This window comes from Vibrio cionasavignyae (assembly GCF_050337155.1).
Lineage (GTDB): Bacteria > Pseudomonadota > Gammaproteobacteria > Enterobacterales > Vibrionaceae > Vibrio > Vibrio nomapromontoriensis.
The window spans coordinates 82,700-99,826 of the sequence record NZ_JAKJSR010000014.1; the positions used below are offsets into that span (position 1 = coordinate 82,700).

The following is a 17,127-nucleotide window of genomic DNA, read 5'->3' on the forward strand; positions in this document are numbered from 1 at the left end:
GGGCAATACTGACGTGGAGCGTCATAACAGTTTGTCGTGTAATAATTTACAGCATGGGTTGCGGCATAATGGTTAGTGGTTTGGGGATCACTAATGTGGCTTCTGTAGCTTGCTGAACTTCCTCTGGGGTGTAGCCGGGGGCTATTTCGGTTAATATCATTTGTGAATCGTGGATAACAATAACGCCCATTTCCGTGACGACCATATCGACTTGGTTGAGTGCGGTTAATGGTAAGGAGCAGGTTTGTAGTAGCTTATGCTTCCCTTTGGCGGTGTGCTCCATTGCCACAATCACTTTCTTTGCACCGACGACTAAATCCATAGCGCCGCCCATACCGGGGACCATTTTTCCCGGTATGATCCAGTTAGCGAGGTTCCCTTGCTCATCGACCTGCAACGCACCCAAAACGGTGACGTCCACATGCCCGCCACGAATAATGGTAAAAGAGTCTGCACTATCGAAATAACTGGCACCGATACTCGCGGTGATGGGTTGACCTCCGGCATTGACTAAATCGGCGTCGCGATTATGTTCATTAGCAATAGCATCAATGCCCAATAAGCCATTCTCAGATTGAAGAAGTAGTTCAATATCGCTACTAATTTCGTTGGCGACAAGCGAGGGTAAACCAATCCCTAGGTTAACCACATCGCCATCGTGCAACTCTTGTGCAACACGCCAGGCTATGTTTCGGCGAATGGCGGCTTTATCGGTAATTTTTTCGCCGATAGGAGTATCACGATAAAGTGACAGAGTCTTGAGGAAATTTGTCATTATTTTGCCTCCGTGTGATAAACATAATCGACATAAAGCCCTGGAGTGTGGACACTTTCCGGTGCTATATCGCCAAGAGGCACCAAAGATTCGGCTTCGACAATAACGAGATCAGCGGCGGTTGCCATTAACGGGTTGAAATTTTGCGTCGTCTTGTTGTAGAAAACGTTGCCTTTTACATCCACACGCGAACCACGAATAAAGGCGAGATCTGCACGCAGTGGTTTTTCTAACAAGTAATCTTGGCCGTCTATGTTGAGGACTTGCTTTCCTTCTGCAACCATAGTGCCCAAACCAGTAGGAGTGAGGATTCCGCCTAATCCTGCGCCTCCAGCTCGAATACGCTCCGCTAACGTCCCTTGAGGAACGAGTTCAACGTCTAATGTGCCCGCGTTCATTTGGTTGCCTGTTTCCGGGTTTGTCCCTATATGAGAGGCAAAGAGTTTTTTAATACGCTTGGCAGCAATTAAGCGACCCGACCCTGATGTTTGCGTACCCGTATCGGTGGAGATAAGAGTGATGTCTTTAATATTGTGCTCAAGTAGCAAGTCGATAAGACCCTCTGGTGCGCCATTCGCCATAAAACCACCAATCATGATAGTCATGCCGTCATGTAGCTTTTCTGCAATATCGCTGCCTGTGATTTTCTTTCTCATCCTTTACCCTTATACATCATTTGCCTTTATAAAGAGGCTTAGTGCTAGACGTTGTTAGTACTATTTTTGGCTACTCTAGATTCTGTTTTTTAAGTTTTACTTTACGTTTTAGTTTTAGTTTACGTTTGGCTAAGCCGCACATCGCTTAAGGATGACAGCTGTCCCCATTCCTCCGCCAATACACAGGGATGCGAGTCCATAATCTTTGTTTTGACGTTCTAGTTCATAAACGAGGCTGACAATAATCCGAATACCGGAGGCACCGAGTGGGTGACCTAAAGCAATTGCTCCGCCATTATGGTTGGTGCGTTCTAAGAGCCAGTTTTGGTCAACATTGTGCTGTTCAGCTAATTGCTTAGCCACACCAAGTGCTTGAGCGGCGAAGGCTTCATTGAGCTCAAAAACTTCAATGTCTTGCAGTGATAACGTGGTTTTTTCCAGTGCATTAGCAATAGCCGGAACCGGTCCTAATCCCATCATGTCGGGAGACAACCCTGCCTGAGCGTAACTAACCATTTCCGCTATTGGCTGTAACTGATATCGTTCCACGGCTGATTTTGAAGCCAGAATGATGGCAGCGGCGCCGTCGTTAATGCCAGACGCGTTGCCTGCAGTCACGGTTCCCTCTTTTTTAAACGCAGGACGCAAGCGAGCTAGGCTGTCTGATGTGGTGTTCGCCTTTGGATACTCATCCATTTCAACGGTATATTGCTGACGACGTACCGAGACCTCTATTGGTTCGATTTCGGTTCTGAAACCATGAGTTTCCAATGCGTTTGCGGCTTTCAGCTGGCTACTTAAGGCGAACGCATCTTGCTCTTCACGCGAGATAGATAGCGACTCTGCGATGTTTTCTGCAGTCATGCCCATATGATATTGATTAAAGGCATCGGTTAAGCCGTCAGTAATAATGCTATCTTCTAGAGAAATACTGCCCATACGAACGCCGCCTCGGACTTGATGAGTCTGTATAAATGGCGCTTGTGACATACTTTCCATACCACACGCCACAACAATTTCAGCATCCCCCGCTTTAATATGACTGGCCGCATCCATGACAGTTTTCATGCCACTGCCACAAATCATATTGAGGGTATAGGCCGGAACCGTTTCGGGAATACCTGCTTGCATGGCCGCTTGACGACCGGGCCCCATGCCAATGCCAGCGCTAAGGACATTACCAACGATGACTTCGTCAATCAGGGTTGGGTTGATATGACATTGGCTTAGCGCACCTTTAATAGCCGCAGCGCCTAATGTAGGGGCGGGAACCGGAGATAGGGCACCGTTGAAACTGCCGATAGGCGTTCGTTTTGCTGCAACAATATAGATAGGTTCCATGGTTTTATCCTGTATCAGTATGCGCTGAAAGTAGCGACTAAATTCGAGTGATGAATCCATTCTAAAAGATGCAGTGAGAGGGGTGTTATAGCCATTGGCAGAAACGCGGTTTGCATAAATGCAAAACGAAGGAAGAGGGGTTTGGAGTATATTGATTGGGTGTAAGCGCGATAATAACGCGCTGATTAAATAGCAGTATCAACCAATCACAAGGAGGATAGTCATGAATAACTTTATCGCGTGTGCGCCCTGCTGTTGGGGAGTCGAATCGGCCACTAATGTGCACAACCCGCTTTGGACTACGGTCATAACGGAAGGTAAATCGGCGGGGTATCAAGGGCTGGAATTAGGCCCCTACGGCTACATGCCTCTTGAGGGTGATCGTGTGAGTGCCGCGATGGTAGAGAGTGGTTTAAGAATTTGCGCGGGGACTATCTTTGAGCCACTTTCATCTTTTGAGCATAAAGAAAGCATATTGGCTAGAGCCCATGACTTATGCTCGATGCTGAAACGTATTGGCAGCAAAAAAGTTGTGGTGATTGATTGCGTGAATGATCGTCGCAGTGCGTGCGCGGGGTTGAGCGATGAAGCGCCAAGACTTGATGAGCAGCGTTGGGGCACAATGATGCAAACGATTCGAGAGGTCGCGACCATTGCCGCGCATTATGGTGTTCGCCCTGTCGTTCACCCTCATGCTGGTGGCTACATTGAATACCGAGATGAAATTGATCGGATGCTGGCTGATCTTACTCATCATGAGGTGGGACTTTGCTTGGATACGGGGCATTTGCATTACGCTGGTATGGATCCGGCTCAAAGCTTAATTGAATACGCTTCACGCTTGGAGTACGTTCATTTTAAAGACATTAATCAGGCAGTGTTTACTCAAGTGATACAAAATAAAGTTGGTTTTTGGCAAGCTTGCGCACAAGGGGTGATGTGTCCCATTGGCGAAGGGGTAATCGACTATGCTGCTGTGTATTCGGCGCTTAGTCAGATCGGTTATTCAGACTGGATCACTATTGAGCAAGAACGAGATCCTAAACACTCTGCAGGGACGTTAAACGACATTAAACAAAGCCGTGATTATCTGCTTGAAAAAGGATTTGGCTAGTGACGTTTCTCTTTATCAAAAAGGCAAAGGTAATCGCTGGTAAAGGAGTGGTTCGTGTTATTCGTTACTGACCCATGGTTTTATATCACGGCGATTCCCACCGTGATAATTTATGGCATTGGTAAAGGCGGGTTAGGCGGTGCATTGGGTATTATCGCGGTTCCCTTGATGGCGATGACTATTGCACCGACACAAGCTGCCGCGATTCTGTTACCGATTTTATGTGTGATGGATGTGTTTGCGGTGAAACATCATTACCGAAATGCCGATTATTCAGTAATTCAGCGGATGCTTCCAGGGGCGATTCTTGGTGTCATGTTGGCTGGATTGTTTTTGAGTGTCACTCCGGAATCTGGCCTTAAGTTGCTGATCGGCATCCTATCATTGCTATTCTGTGGGCAATATTGGCTGGTGGACGAGAATAAGCAAAAACCAGCGGGAAAAGTGAGCGCGTGGTTCTGGAGTTTATTGAGTGGCTTTTCTAGTACCGCAATTCATGCGGGCGGCGGACCTGCCAGTATTTATATGTTGCCACTGAAACTGGATAAAGTGGTCTTGGTCGCGACGATGGCGGTGTTATTTGGGTTAGTTAACCTAGTCAAACTGGTTCCTTATTCCGTCCTTGGTGAGTTTGACAGGGTTAACGTAATCACGGCGCTTATTTTGATGCCCCTTGCGCCGGTTGGCGTAAAGTTAGGGGTGTGGTTATTACATCGTGTTAGCCAGCAATGGATATACCGATTGTGCTATCTATTTTTGTTACTCTCAGGAATAAAACTTACCATCGATGGGCTTGCATAGGTTCACTGCTTACTCGTTTGATGGAATAGATTACCGAATAACATTAAGCAACTCGGACATATGCTGGATATGAGTAGAACCAAACACGTCAATCTCTTCTAAGTGCGGGGCGTAGTAAACACTGGTCATTCCTGCACGATGTGTTGCTTGTAAGCCCACCAAACTATCTTCTACAACACAACAATGCTCGGGGGCAACCCCCATGGTGTTTGCCGCGTGCAAAAATAATCCGGGTTCTGGTTTCCAAGAACCCACTTCATGAGCGCTAAATATTGCGTTGTCGAAGTATTTTTCGAGTCCGGTGACGTTTAGAGCATGCTCTATCTTGGCACGAGGTGCCGATGAGCCGATGCAAACTGGGATTGTGAGAGACTTTAATACCTCGGCAACGCCTTCATTAGCGGTTAATTGCTGATCGAAGAGATCACGAACCTTAAGGCGATATTCTGTCTCAAACGAGTCGGGAAGCGTCAGTTGGCATTCAGATTGAATACTGGATAGGATTTCAGTGAATTTAACGCCACGGTAGTTGGCGATGAGCTGCTCTGCGCTATAGCGAACCCCAACTTCAGCCAGTTGACGCTCTAAGGCAAGATTACAAAGACGCTCACTATCCACTAACGTACCGTCACAATCAAAAATAATAAGCTGTATTTCAGATGCCATACTCGTATAAAGTCTCTTCGTTACATGAAATTTATGTCGACGTATCATACAATTAATTAAAATTACTACCCTATAGCGTCGTCACGTTTAGGACAATTTGTTGTGAATCGGCAAAATACCTTGGAGCAATTATAAATATCTTTGTTTTATTTCTCAGACACTTTACAAACCCAACTATCGGCCAGTGTTAGTAGTTACTCAGTTGGTAGCGGTCTTTTTTGTTGAGCTAGGCGCACTGGCAGACCGAATTTGACTAAATGATTGAATGTAAAATGGCCGCTCCATGCCCAACCGTTCAATGAGATTAGGTTATTATCAACACCAATCAGCTTTATGTCGTGGTCGATACACACACCGATTGGACCCGAAGACTCAGTATTGGATCGGCCATAAGCGTAGCTGATGTAGGCCATTTCAGTGCGTGATATTGTTCTCGAATAATGACCCTTTATGCTAGGCGTTAATAGCCAGAGATCCTCGTTGGTGATGCACGTTGCCTTAAACATGCCTCGCCTCACCTGTTGATAAAAGGTAAAGACTGCAATTAAACAAGGTACGGCGAGAGTGATGAACATGATAAACATCATAAAATACACCCCAAAATCTGACATGTCTTCAGTTCGTGTCACCAGCATCTGATGCTTATTTCGATATCGACCAACAGGAAACATAAGTTTAAACAGCTCAGGCAGCCAAACTACGTACACGTATAGACCAGCGAGGCTCAATACAAAGGCTTTGCCGCGCTCTGGCCATGACTTTTGGGTTTCTGTGTTCCCTAGAGTGAGGGAGAGATGCTGATTTAGCGTAGTAAGGACGGCCCTAGCGTCTTCACCCTCAAACGGTTCTTCCACCAGAGACAGTGTGCCAATAAACTGAAGCGCCTGTTCTTTGGCTTCAATTGGTTCTTTTTCCTCTGACTCTGGCAATGTTTCAGTGGGGGGCGTGAGTGAATAGATGTCAAACCTTTGCATCAACAAACAGTCTGACTGCTTGTTTTCTAGAAAGATATATTTCTCAGTCAATGGCAAGATAAGCAAAACGTCGTGAGTCATTTGCTTGTATACGAATGCAGATAGGCATATTTGATAGACCAGATTAGCAAGCATTGGCATAGTGGCATCCACCAATATATGGATATTGCTCGCTACGGCCATCACAATGAAGCTTCCTGATGCCCATTTGTCTATTTGAGACATGAGTGCCGACTTGGTCACCTCTATAGCATCCTCGTGTCGGTAGATGTGTTGGCGTAGCTTAGGTTTGAAAACAAAACCTACAATCACATACAGCGTTGCTAACGCTGATAATATGAGGGTTAGCGCCTGCGTGTCATAAAAAACTGCACCAAGGAGTAAGCCCGCGCCAATCACCAAGACGGCGATTTGAAACAGGCGTCGAGTAAATGGAGTGAGAACTGTCTCGTGAATTGTGGTCATTGTCACGACTCATATCAATAAAATAACGTGAGAATATCAGGTATATAGACAAATCCAACCTAAATTTAGTGACTGTCCCAACCCTTAATTTAATGGTAGAACCCGTGCGTTGTGACTAGATTGGCGATGTTTTTAATGGTGGTATGATCGGGTTAGCTTGTGGTTTCGTTGTTTTAATAAAAGTGTGTATCCATAGCCACTCAAATAAATATCATAATTTGTGAGCGTTCCTCTCGGGTAACACCCAGTCGTGATTAAGGTATATCGTGAGTTAAATCAATAATGAAGGAGAATTCAACAATGACTTTCCGTATTCGGTGTTATAGGTTTTATTCAGAAACGTTACAGTTGGCACTTTCTAAATCGAAAATGCCCCTTTATCATTTTCACGCATAAGTACGAGTTCGTAGAGAACCAAATTTTTCCCAAATGTAGCTAATCTGATATCACAAGTTCACAAAGTATGAAAAATGAGGCTCATGGTGCGGTTCTTTCTACAAACGAAGACGTTGATTTTGCCCTTAAAATCGATCTGGAAGCATCACACACTTACAAGGTCGCATGAAAGTATGTTGTTTTATTCAAGTGTTCAAAATCTTCGCTAGGAGTGCTCGATTGACTTCTAAGTGTTGTTTTTGATAGTGAATTTACCTATCTAACAATTTTCCAATATTACGCACCAAGAAAAATCGTTATGATTACACACTCTTAATTCAACAATGTGAGTACATCATGAGCAGACCCCTTCCACCGAAAGGTCGAAATTATCCGTTCGCACAGCGTGGTAGTCCCTTTTGGGAAAAGTGTCATGTCACATATGATCAAGCCGTTGATATGTTTTATGATCAAACCGCGCTGCAGCAACATTTAGGGAATGGTCCAATTGTTAATTCATTGGTTTACAAAAGAGTGAAGTATTCGACAATTTTTGATGCTCAAAGGGCATACACACAGGATCAGAGTGCCTTTTACCAAAAGAAAGAGCAGGAACAGCTCGCGCTTGAAGCAAGAGGCATCAAGGCATTTAAAAACATGAATGATGCTATCCGTGGTCGTTTAAATCCTACGGAAGATGGTTTAGCTAATCCACTTGAGCGTCCGTTAAAACCGATGGGTGAAGTATCAAATGACATATTTGAACAGTTTGCTAGTGAACTCGCTCAGGAGCCGTCAGGTAGAAGTGTAGATATAGCTTCCGTTCAACCCAGTTCGCCAGAAATTAACCCTAATAATATGTATTGGCCTCCTTACAACTTCCTAGCGAAAGAGGGAGAGAAAGAGATCCATATTCGATATACACAAGACGTTGTAGAAACTACCGTTCTTGCTCCGGAAGAGTGGAAAGAATTTTTTGATGCGCTCGATAAAACGCAAAATATCGGCGGTGCAATGAAAGGTACTTACGATGCATTTGATACCGCTAAAAAATTAGGAGGGTTGGGGGTTACTGCTTACGTGAAAACACATAACGGAGTCGATTTCCTGATCTTGAAAGGTTACAAACAGCATATGAAAACATTGTTAGCGGGTCATCGTTTTAAAGCCTCAAACCCTCAGGTAGTCAAGCTTGGTTTAGGTGCTTTGGATTCAGCTAAAGGTATGGCTCGTTATGTCAAAGTCACCGCTCCTATGGAAATATTAGTTGGTTCTGCCATTAACGTTTTACAGTATGTTTTAAATGACGAATACACTTTAAAACAGCTAGGGGTCGATGAGGCGAAGTTACTTGTTAATATTCTAGCTGTAGCTGGTACAGCGTTAGTTATAGGAACGATCGTTGCTCCAACAACTATATTAGCAACCAGTGTAATCTTAGTGTTGAGTAGCCTTCTTGTTTGGGGAGCAGATCAAAAAACTCAATTTGAGGGTAAGCTTGTCGAATCTGTTATAGGTGCATTTGATGAAGATTAGACTTGTACTTTCTGTTTTTATCACGTTCTTTTCTGGGTGGATTTCATATCAAACAGTGACGCCGTTTTTTACTAATAAATTAGAAAAGGTTTTATTTAATTGGGTTCCTTTACCTGATATAGCTGCATGGTCTGTGTTTGTATTAGGTTTATTTGCATCGTCAATTTTTATTAGTGCTTTTTTGGATAAGAAAGAAGTTAAAGGGTTAACAAGAGTTCTATATATCTCGGTGATTATAGGTATGGCGATAGGAACGAGTATTAATTATGCTAGATATTGTTTTATCATTAAACCGAATGGGTTGCTCGAATGCCCTCTTAAAATCGGCTACAAGAAAAATTTGATGCGTGATTATGTTACCGACCTTTCCTTGTGCGAGAAGCTCTAGAACTGGTTGATTAACATAATTGGTTTAGTGCGCACCTATACTGTTGGTCGTATATACTAACCTTACTGCTAGTGCGATTTTACTCATCGCACTAGCTCTTCACAACAACTTTGCAATACCTGTGATTATTCGTAATTTTCTAATTTAACAACTACTGCAATTAACTTCTGTCTACAAACGTTTCTAAAACTAATCAATTTTTATTGTACTGCTCCTGACATTCTCACTCGAAATGCAGCTGAAAGCGATCAAACTCTAGTGTATTCCGACAAAAGATAAACCGCCCAGAAAAACGAGTATTCATGCGCGGTTTTTGTAGAGATCGCTTTGTTAGAAAAATAGCCTAAACGCTTGGTAATATATTCTCTGGCATCAACTGATGGTGCAGCGCCAGCTTAATAATGTCGTTTGCCTTGGCAATATCCGGAGCAAAGTAGCGATCTTTATCGTAGAACGCGACGGACTCCCTGAGTTGTTGCTTGCCTTGTTCAATTCGCGGTGATGACGTTAATGGCGCTCTGAAGTCCAACCCTTGAGCGGAAGCCAAGTATTCAACCGCAAGGATGCCACGGGTGTTTTCTGCCATATAGCGTAACCGTCGAGCAGCAAAGGTAGCCATCGACACATGATCCTCTTGGTTTGCCGAGGTTGGTAAGCTGTCTATTGATGCTGGGTGGGCGAGGGTTTTGTTCTCACTTGCCAGCGCCGCTGAGGTGACTTGCGCGATCATGAATCCAGAGTTTACCCCTCCGTTATCGACTAAAAATGGCGGCAGTTTACTCAATGCATTATCGATGAGTAGCGCCATTCTTCGCTCTGATAAACTGCCAATTTCCGCGATGGCTAGCGCCAGATTATCCGCCGCCATAGCAACGGGTTCAGCATGAAAGTTACCGCCAGAAATAATGTCGCCGTCCTCAGCAAAAACCAGCGGATTGTCAGAAACTGCATTCGCTTCTACTTGCAGAGTGTCAGCGGAATTGCGTATTTGCTGCAAGCACGCGCCCATGACCTGTGGCTGGCAACGCAGTGAATAAGGGTCTTGTACTTTTTCACAACACTGGTGTGATTCGCCAATTTCACTTGTGGTATCTAACAGGTGGCGATAGGCAAGGGCGGCGTCCATTTGCGCTCGGTGTCCTCGCACACGGTGAATGCGAGGATCAAATGGTCGTCGGCTACCCAGTGCGGCTTCAACGGACATGGCGCCACATAACGTTGCAGAAGCAAAGAGATCTTCAGCAACAAACAATCCTTCTAGCGCAAAGGCGGTAGAAGCTTGTGTACCATTAAGTAACGCGAGCCCTTCTTTCGGTGCAAGGGTGATTGGTGTCAGCCCGGCAATTTGTAGCGCTTCAAGACCACTGATGATTTTCCCGTTATGCCTTGCTTCGCCTTCACCCAATAAAATGGTACTCATATGAGCCAGTGGTGCGAGATCTCCAGATGCGCCCACTGAACCTTTTTGCGGTACACAAGGGTAAACCTGAGAATTCACGAGCTCGATTAATGCTTGAATAACGTGTAATCGAATACCGGAGTAGCCACGGGCTAAGCTATTGATTTTTAGTACCATCATTAAGCGTACGGTTTCGTCGCTCATGAGCTTACCAATGCCTGCTGCGTGAGACAGTACGATGCTTTTTTGTAGTACTTCGAGATCTTCCGGTTCGATGCGAGTATTGGCAAGCAAGCCAAAGCCTGTATTGATGCCATAAACGGTACGGTCTTCAGCAATAACTTGCTCGACAACGCGAGTACTGGCCTCGATACCTTCAAACGCGTCGGGGTGAAGGGATAAGTTAACTGGTGAACGGCTGATTTGGCGCAATTGTTTCAGCGATAACTGACCTGGTTCTAGAACGAGTTTTAACATGTTAGGCTCCTTAACCATTGTTGTGCTGAGAGCGAGTGTCGAGCATTGGCAAATCAAGCCCTTGCTCTGTTGCGCATGCTTTGGCAATGTCATAACCGGCATCGGCATGACGCATAACGCCAGTGGCGGGGTCATTATGAAGAACACGACCGATTCTGCGAGAGGCATCCTCACTGCCATCGCAGCAAATTACCATGCCACTGTGCTGTGAGAATCCCATTCCTACGCCGCCGCCATGGTGAAGCGAGACCCACGTAGCGCCGCCGGCGGTGTTGAGTAGGGCGTTCAGTAAAGGCCAGTCAGAAACCGCATCGGAGCCATCCATCATGCCTTCCGTTTCTCGGTTAGGGCTGGCAACAGAGCCTGAGTCGAGGTGATCTCTACCAATGACGACTGGTGCAGATAGCTCACCTGTTTTCACCATTTCGTTGAAGGCTTGCCCGAGACGCTCACGATCCTTCAAACCAACCCAGCAAATTCTGGCAGGCAAACCTTGGAACTGAATACGTTCTCTCGCCATGTCTAGCCAATTGTGAAGGTGAGGGTTATCGGGAATAAGTTCTTTCACTTTTTGGTCTGTTTTATAGATGTCTTCTGGGTCGCCAGACAGGGCAGCCCAACGGAAGGGGCCGATGCCTTCACAAAATAAAGGTCGAATATAGGCAGGAACAAAGCCCGGGAAATCAAAGGCATTATTCACGCCTTCTTCCAGGGCCATTTGGCGGATGTTATTGCCATAATCGGTGGCGACAGCGCCTCTATTTTGCATGTCTAAAATGGCACGAACTTGCACAGCCATTGAGGCTTTTGCCGCTTTGACAACTTCCTCTGGGTGCTGTTCTCTTTGGCGTTTTGCGTGCTCCATGCTCCAGCCTTGAGGCAAGTAACCGTTTAATGGATCGTGAGCAGACGTTTGGTCAGTGACCACATCAGGGGTGATATTTTTCGCCACCATTTCAGCGTAAACATCCGCTGCATTGCCCAGTAACCCAACAGAAATTGGTGTATCACTTTGCTCGATAATCGATAGGGCTTCGCTAAGAGAATGCGCTTTGGTATCGACGTAGCCGGTATTTAGTCGGTAATCAATGCGTGATTCATCACACTCTACAGCGATCATAGAGAAGCCGGCCATGGTGGCTGCAAGAGGTTGTGCTCCTCCCATACCGCCCAAGCCGCCGGTTAGTATCCACTTATTACTTGGATCACCAGAAAAGTGCTGTTTCGCCATAGCAACAAAGGTTTCGTAGGTTCCTTGCACAATGCCTTGAGAGCCAATATAGATCCATGAGCCAGCAGTCATTTGGCCATACATCATTAACCCTTCTTTATCGAGCTCATTAAAGTGCTCCCATGTTGCCCAATGAGGTACAAGGTTTGAGTTGGCGATGAGTACGCGAGGGGCATCTTTATGAGTTGGGAACACGCCGACAGGCTTACCGGATTGCACGAGAAGCGTTTGGTCTTCTTCAAGGCGCTTCAGCACTTCAACGATTTTGTCATAACAGGCCCAGTCTCTTGCTGCACGTCCAATACCACCATAAACAACAAGGGCGTGTGGGTGTTCTGCCACCTCAGCATCGAGATTATTCATCAACATACGCAATGGTGCTTCGGTTAACCAAGATTTGGCATTTAGGGTCGTGCCGCGTGGAGCTTGAATTGTGCGCTCTGTGTCTAAGCGAGGATTACAACGGTGTGTCATGGTTCCTTTCCTTTTGATGGCTAGCCAGAAGACCTTTATCGCCGTCCCTTCATGGAAGTCACGACGTCGGTCTTTTTATTGGGCTGCGTTTAGAGTTATTGGGTTAACTGTTTTTATCGTTATTAATACGTTTGTTTTCGTCTATCTTTTATAGAGCACTATTTCGTCTGGGATAGCGCGGTCATAATTTGCCAAACGAGGCGAGCCGCCAGCTTGGCGGTGCGACCATCGATATCTAAGTCTGGGTTGTACTCGGCAATATCCGCGAGACGAAGTTTGTCTTTATGCTTTAATATGGTTTTGAAATAAGGGTAAAAAATCTCTGGAGACAGACCTAATGCGGCAGGTGCACTGACCCCCGGTGCATGAGCGGCACTGAATACGTCAAGATCAATGGTTAAATAGAGGTGATCGACGTTATCTATGAAGCGCTCTAGCGCTTGAAGGTGAGATGGCGTGACGTCAAACAACATCTCTTCATCAAGCAAGGTTTGTACATTGAGCTGCTCGGCCCGTTCAAATAGCGCCTTGGTATTGCTGGCTTTGCTGACGCCAATACACATGTAATTAAATGGCAGATGATGGGATTGACAATAATCAGCAATTTGAGAAAAGGGTGTCCCCGAGCTAGGTTGTAACGTTTGGCTTTTTGCGCTTGAAGCCTTGGTAGTACGGCCATCACCTTGGTGAGTTCGGTATTCACGCAAATCAAAATGCGCATCGAAGTTGATGATGCCTATACGTGGTGCTGGGCTCTGTTTTTCTAAGTGCTGAGCAAGACCTAGAAAAGAGGACCAGGCAATTTCATGCCCACCACCCAGTACCACGAGAGGAGCGTGTTGTAACTCCTGTGAAATTATCTCAGCAGTGAGGGCTTGGTTTGCTTCTAGCGCCATTGCTACTGTAGAGACATTTCCTAAGTCATAGAGTGTTGATGTTTCATGCCAAGCCAGGTTGCAGAGCGCTTGGCGAATACTATCAGGGCCCTGACTGGCACCGATGCGACCTTTGTTTCGTTGAACGCCCTCATCCGTTTCAAAGCCGAGCAATGCCACACGAGGTTGTTTGTCCAACTGTTGATTGGCTAAGGTTGCCACTGGCTTGATAAGATGATGGAGGCGATAGCGATTTTCTCCGTCTTCTTGGTCATCTCGTCCTTGCCAAAGGAAGCAATGTTCAGTTTGTGTTGATTTAATGGACATCTTCAATTACCCCATTAACGACTCTATGCTTGAGTTCACCCATGCCAATTTGATAGCTCAATTCGCTTGGGTGCGCGATGTCCCAAATCGCTAGGTCGGCCGTATAACCAACGGCGATTTTTCCTAACGTGTCTTGTTGACCGATCGCTTGTGCAGCATGACAAGTTACGCCACGCAGTGCTTCTTCAGGGGTAAGACGAAATAGGGTGCAGGCCATGTTCATTGTTAAGCGAAGATCGGCAAAAGGTGAGGTGCCGGGGTTGAGATCAGAACCCAGTGCCATTGGCACTTTATGCAATCTGAGAGCTTGAATGGGTGGTAATTGTGTTTCACGCAAAAAGTAGAAAGCACCGGGTAACAATGTGGCGACCGTACCGTTTTGCGCGATAGCTAACACGCCAGCTTCATCTAGGTACTCAATATGATCAGCGGAAAGCGCCTGGTATTGCGCGGCGAGCTGCGTTCCGCCCAAATTACTTAGTTGTTCGGTATGGCCTTTAATCGCCAAACCATGCTCTACAGCGGCTTTAAATACGCGCTCTGTTTGCTGTAAGTTGAAGCCGATTGATTCACAAAAAACGTCCACGGCATCGGCGAGTTTGTGCTCGGCTACATAAGGAATAATGGTGTTGACGACATATTCAATGTAGCCATCGGGATCGTTACGATATTCTAGTGGGACCGCGTGAGCTGCCAGTAGTGTTGTGGTAATTCGTATGCGTCGATGCTGCTCTAATGACTTGGCCGCAATGAGCATTTTGGCTTCATCTTCTAATGTTAGACCATAGCCTGACTTGATTTCTACGCTGGTACAACCGCTTTTGATGAGGCTATCTAGGCGAGGTAAGGCTAAGGCGATGAGTGATTCGACATTGGCTGCACGCGTCGCTAGTACGGTACTGTTGATACCGCCACCTCGTTGTGCAATAGACTCGTAGGACTCGCCTTGCAGCCTTGCTTCAAACTCTTCAGCGCGGTTACCTGCGAAAACAAGGTGGGTATGCGGGTCGATAAAACCCGGCGTGACAATCGTGCCTTTGCAATCTATGCGAGGGAAGCTGAGATGAGCATCAACGCTCGTGTCGCGTTCTGGCGACAGACGGGCAATTATGCCGTTCTCAATGATGACAGAACAAGGTTCGGACGGGGTATACCCGCTCGCGCCTTCTATCATGGAAACCAGTCTGGCATTGGTTAGAATTAGATTCATATCAGTCCGCTCATTATTGTATATACAAATATTTAGTTTAATCTATACAATTGATCAAGAAGATCGATAAAGAAACGTGATCGTTGAGGAATTATTGAGCAGGGAGTTTACGAAATGCTCTGTACGACTTTACTTCTATTGGATGGGCATTTTCGGCGATGAGCGGCTTATTGCCAGCTCAGTCTTTAGTGGTTAATGTACCGAAAAACAGCGAGTGATTTAAGGGTTGATGACGAATTATCGTTATCGCTAGGGATGTCGTTTTGAACACAGATAGATGCGGTGGGTTCTAGTCACTGTTCATTAGAGAGTGATTTTTGAACTTAGTTGATATCGATTACCAGGATGATATAGCAAGGCGCTGCTGATCAATTTATCACCACTCCATGTTCTGCGGTGAAGCAGTAGGCAAGGTTCATGTGCGCTCATCGCGAGCAAAGAAGCGAGGTTGGCATCACATGTGATGGCTTCGACGGTATGCTCAACGGCACTCATTGGGCAGTTTGCACTCAAGTATTCATTAGGGGTGACGGTTGTGAAGTCTTGCTGGTGGTAATTCGGAGCATATTTGGCGTTTACCCAGCGGCATTCGAGTTGGATGGGTTGCTCATCTTCTTTATGCAGTATTTCACTGTAAAAGACCGGACTGTCTAGCATGATGCCCAGCTTAATAGCGATCTCTTGATCAGCATTGATCGACGCATGTTGGATAACTTGGCTGGAATACGTTTTGCCGCGTTGCTGCACTTCTTCAGCAATATTTCGGGTATCCAGCAAAGGTGACTCTGCTTTTGTCGACGGTGCTTTTACAAAGGTGCCTAATCGTGGTTTTCTCTCAAGTTTGCCTTCGCCAACCAGATCTCGAATAGCTTTATTCACGGTCATTCGACTGACAGAAAATTGCTTGGTCAACTCCATTTCGGTTGTGATCTGATGACCCACAGCCCAATGACCATTTTCGATATTATTTTCGATGAAACGTTTGATTTGGATGTAAAGGGGTTCAGATGACATACATTGGCTACTTAGCTAACTTAATTGAATATACAAATGGTTATGTAAAACGACGTAAATTGCAAGGTTCAATGAGAATTCATGTTGGATAGTAAGACGATACCCCAACACTGACGTTGATTTATCGTTAGCAACAAACCTCGATCTTCACCTCAACTTTACAAAAATAGTGACAAAATCATCAAGTTGTCATTCATCTTCCGTTATCATGCTCGGCTACCGTCGTCGGTGAGTGTGTGTCATTACGTGGCAGCCGCTAAGACCGCGATGAGTTCTTGATATGAATTGCCTGTATGTCTAAGGAAGGATGATGAAAACAGTTTTAGTCGACAATGAGCAGTACACCCCATCTAAAATACTGTGCGTTGGGCGCAATTATGTTGAACATATTGAAGAGCTTGGAAACGAAGTTCCAGAGAATATGGTGGTGTTTAACAAGCCCAACTCAAGCATTGCGGCAGAACTCTTTTCTTATATCGATGAACCACTCCACTATGAAGCCGAGATCTGTTTTTTGGTTAAAAACCAGCGCTTTTATGGGGTTGGCTTTGGGTTGGACTTAACCAAGCGAGCATTGCAGTCACAGTTAAAGTCGAAAGGACTGCCTTGGGAGCGAGCAAAAGCGTTCCATCATTCAGCTAAATTCAGCCGCTTTGTGCCACTTAATGGTATTGATATCAATGAATTGGAAGTTGAACTTTTCATCAATAGTATGCGAATGCAGCTTGGTGGTACTAAGCAAATGATCTATAAGCCGGATGTGATTTTAACCGAGTTATTGTCATACACGGATTTAGAAGATGGCGATGTTGTCATGACGGGAACCCCAAAAGGTGTGGGTGAAATCATGGCGGGTGATCGTTTCTTAGGGCGAATCAAGCAGGCTGACGTGACATTGATAGAGGTAGAGTGGGTCGCGATATAGTGGGCGAAAGTGGTGCTTTCGAGGCGCATGTGTCGCTAGCGTATTCCATTGATAAAATGTCGGATTTGCTACTGGCTTAAAAACACTAATTGGTATTTTCTCAT

The 17,127-nt window shown here is 45.6% G+C and carries 15 protein-coding genes; 5 read left to right on the forward strand and 10 right to left on the reverse strand.

Annotation, left to right across the window (positions count from 1 at the left end):
* Positions 1-46 precede the first annotated feature (46 nt).
* The 3 genes from L4D74_RS10970 to L4D74_RS10980 form a co-directional block, all read right to left on the reverse strand.
* A complete protein-coding gene (locus L4D74_RS10970) occupies positions 47-775 on the reverse strand; it encodes a 3-oxoacid CoA-transferase subunit B (protein ID WP_265677452.1) in 729 nt (242 codons plus the stop codon).
* The gene (locus L4D74_RS10975) at positions 775-1,431 is read right to left on the reverse strand and encodes a CoA transferase subunit A (protein ID WP_265677454.1); all 657 of its coding nucleotides are present in this window, start codon (positions 1,429-1,431) and stop codon (positions 775-777) included. Before L4D74_RS10975 ends, L4D74_RS10970 begins: the two co-directional genes overlap by 1 nt.
* 129 nt (positions 1,432-1,560) lie before the next feature.
* A complete protein-coding gene (locus L4D74_RS10980; RefSeq protein ID WP_428752152.1) occupies positions 1,561-2,772 on the reverse strand; it encodes an acetyl-CoA C-acetyltransferase in 1,212 nt (403 codons plus the stop codon).
* Positions 2,773-2,995: 223 nt separating this feature from the next.
* On the opposite strand from L4D74_RS10980, the gene L4D74_RS10985 reads away from it, so the two are divergent.
* Positions 2,996-3,886: a TIM barrel protein gene (locus tag L4D74_RS10985; protein WP_428752153.1), complete on the forward strand. Its 891-nt coding sequence runs from the start codon at positions 2,996-2,998 to the stop codon at positions 3,884-3,886.
* Positions 3,887-3,940: 54 nt separating this feature from the next.
* The gene (locus L4D74_RS10990) at positions 3,941-4,687 is read left to right on the forward strand and encodes a sulfite exporter TauE/SafE family protein (RefSeq protein WP_428752154.1); all 747 of its coding nucleotides are present in this window, start codon (positions 3,941-3,943) and stop codon (positions 4,685-4,687) included.
* A gap of 30 nt (positions 4,688-4,717) precedes the next feature.
* On the opposite strand, the gene L4D74_RS10995 is transcribed toward L4D74_RS10990, so the two are convergent.
* Together L4D74_RS10995 and L4D74_RS11000 are read right to left on the reverse strand one after the other, a co-directional pair.
* Positions 4,718-5,353: an HAD family hydrolase gene (locus tag L4D74_RS10995; RefSeq protein WP_428752155.1), complete on the reverse strand. Its 636-nt coding sequence runs from the start codon at positions 5,351-5,353 to the stop codon at positions 4,718-4,720.
* Positions 5,354-5,547: 194 nt separating this feature from the next.
* Complete coding sequence (locus L4D74_RS11000) at positions 5,548-6,792, reverse strand: hypothetical protein (RefSeq protein WP_428752156.1); 1,245 nt, start codon at positions 6,790-6,792, stop codon at positions 5,548-5,550.
* 834 nt (positions 6,793-7,626) lie between these two features.
* On the opposite strand from L4D74_RS11000, the gene L4D74_RS11005 reads away from it, so the two are divergent.
* Together L4D74_RS11005 and L4D74_RS11010 are read left to right on the forward strand one after the other, a co-directional pair.
* On the forward strand, positions 7,627-8,703 hold the full coding sequence (locus tag L4D74_RS11005) for a hypothetical protein (protein WP_428752157.1): 1,077 nt from the start codon (positions 7,627-7,629) through the stop codon (positions 8,701-8,703).
* Complete coding sequence (locus tag L4D74_RS11010; RefSeq protein WP_265677462.1) at positions 8,693-9,091, forward strand: hypothetical protein; 399 nt, start codon at positions 8,693-8,695, stop codon at positions 9,089-9,091. The genes L4D74_RS11005 and L4D74_RS11010 overlap by 11 nt, the downstream gene beginning before the upstream one ends.
* Before the next feature lie 343 nt (positions 9,092-9,434).
* Here the strand turns inward: L4D74_RS11010 and hutH are convergent, their stop codons facing one another.
* From hutH to hutC, 5 genes are all read right to left on the reverse strand, one after another.
* Positions 9,435-10,967: a histidine ammonia-lyase gene (gene hutH / locus L4D74_RS11015; protein WP_428752158.1), complete on the reverse strand. Its 1,533-nt coding sequence runs from the start codon at positions 10,965-10,967 to the stop codon at positions 9,435-9,437.
* A 10-nt stretch (positions 10,968-10,977) separates the two neighbouring features.
* Complete coding sequence (gene hutU / locus L4D74_RS11020) at positions 10,978-12,672, reverse strand: urocanate hydratase (RefSeq protein WP_428752159.1); 1,695 nt, start codon at positions 12,670-12,672, stop codon at positions 10,978-10,980.
* A gap of 158 nt (positions 12,673-12,830) precedes the next feature.
* Positions 12,831-13,874 (reverse strand): formimidoylglutamase, encoded by a 1,044-nt coding sequence (gene hutG / locus L4D74_RS11025; RefSeq protein ID WP_428752160.1) that lies wholly within the window; start codon positions 13,872-13,874, stop codon positions 12,831-12,833.
* Positions 13,864-15,084, reverse strand: coding sequence for an imidazolonepropionase (gene hutI / locus L4D74_RS11030; RefSeq protein ID WP_428752161.1), 1,221 nt, complete (start codon positions 15,082-15,084; stop codon positions 13,864-13,866). Before hutI ends, hutG begins: the two co-directional genes overlap by 11 nt.
* A gap of 303 nt (positions 15,085-15,387) precedes the next feature.
* Positions 15,388-16,098, reverse strand: a complete 711-nt coding sequence (gene hutC / locus L4D74_RS11035; protein WP_428752162.1) for a histidine utilization transcriptional repressor HutC — start codon at positions 16,096-16,098, stop codon at positions 15,388-15,390.
* 310 nt (positions 16,099-16,408) lie between these two features.
* Here hutC and L4D74_RS11040 point away from each other — a divergent pair, with 310 nt between their 5' ends.
* Entirely contained in the window at positions 16,409-17,023 is a 615-nt protein-coding gene (locus L4D74_RS11040) for a fumarylacetoacetate hydrolase family protein (protein WP_428752264.1), read from the forward strand.
* Positions 17,024-17,127: the final 104 nt, after the last annotated feature.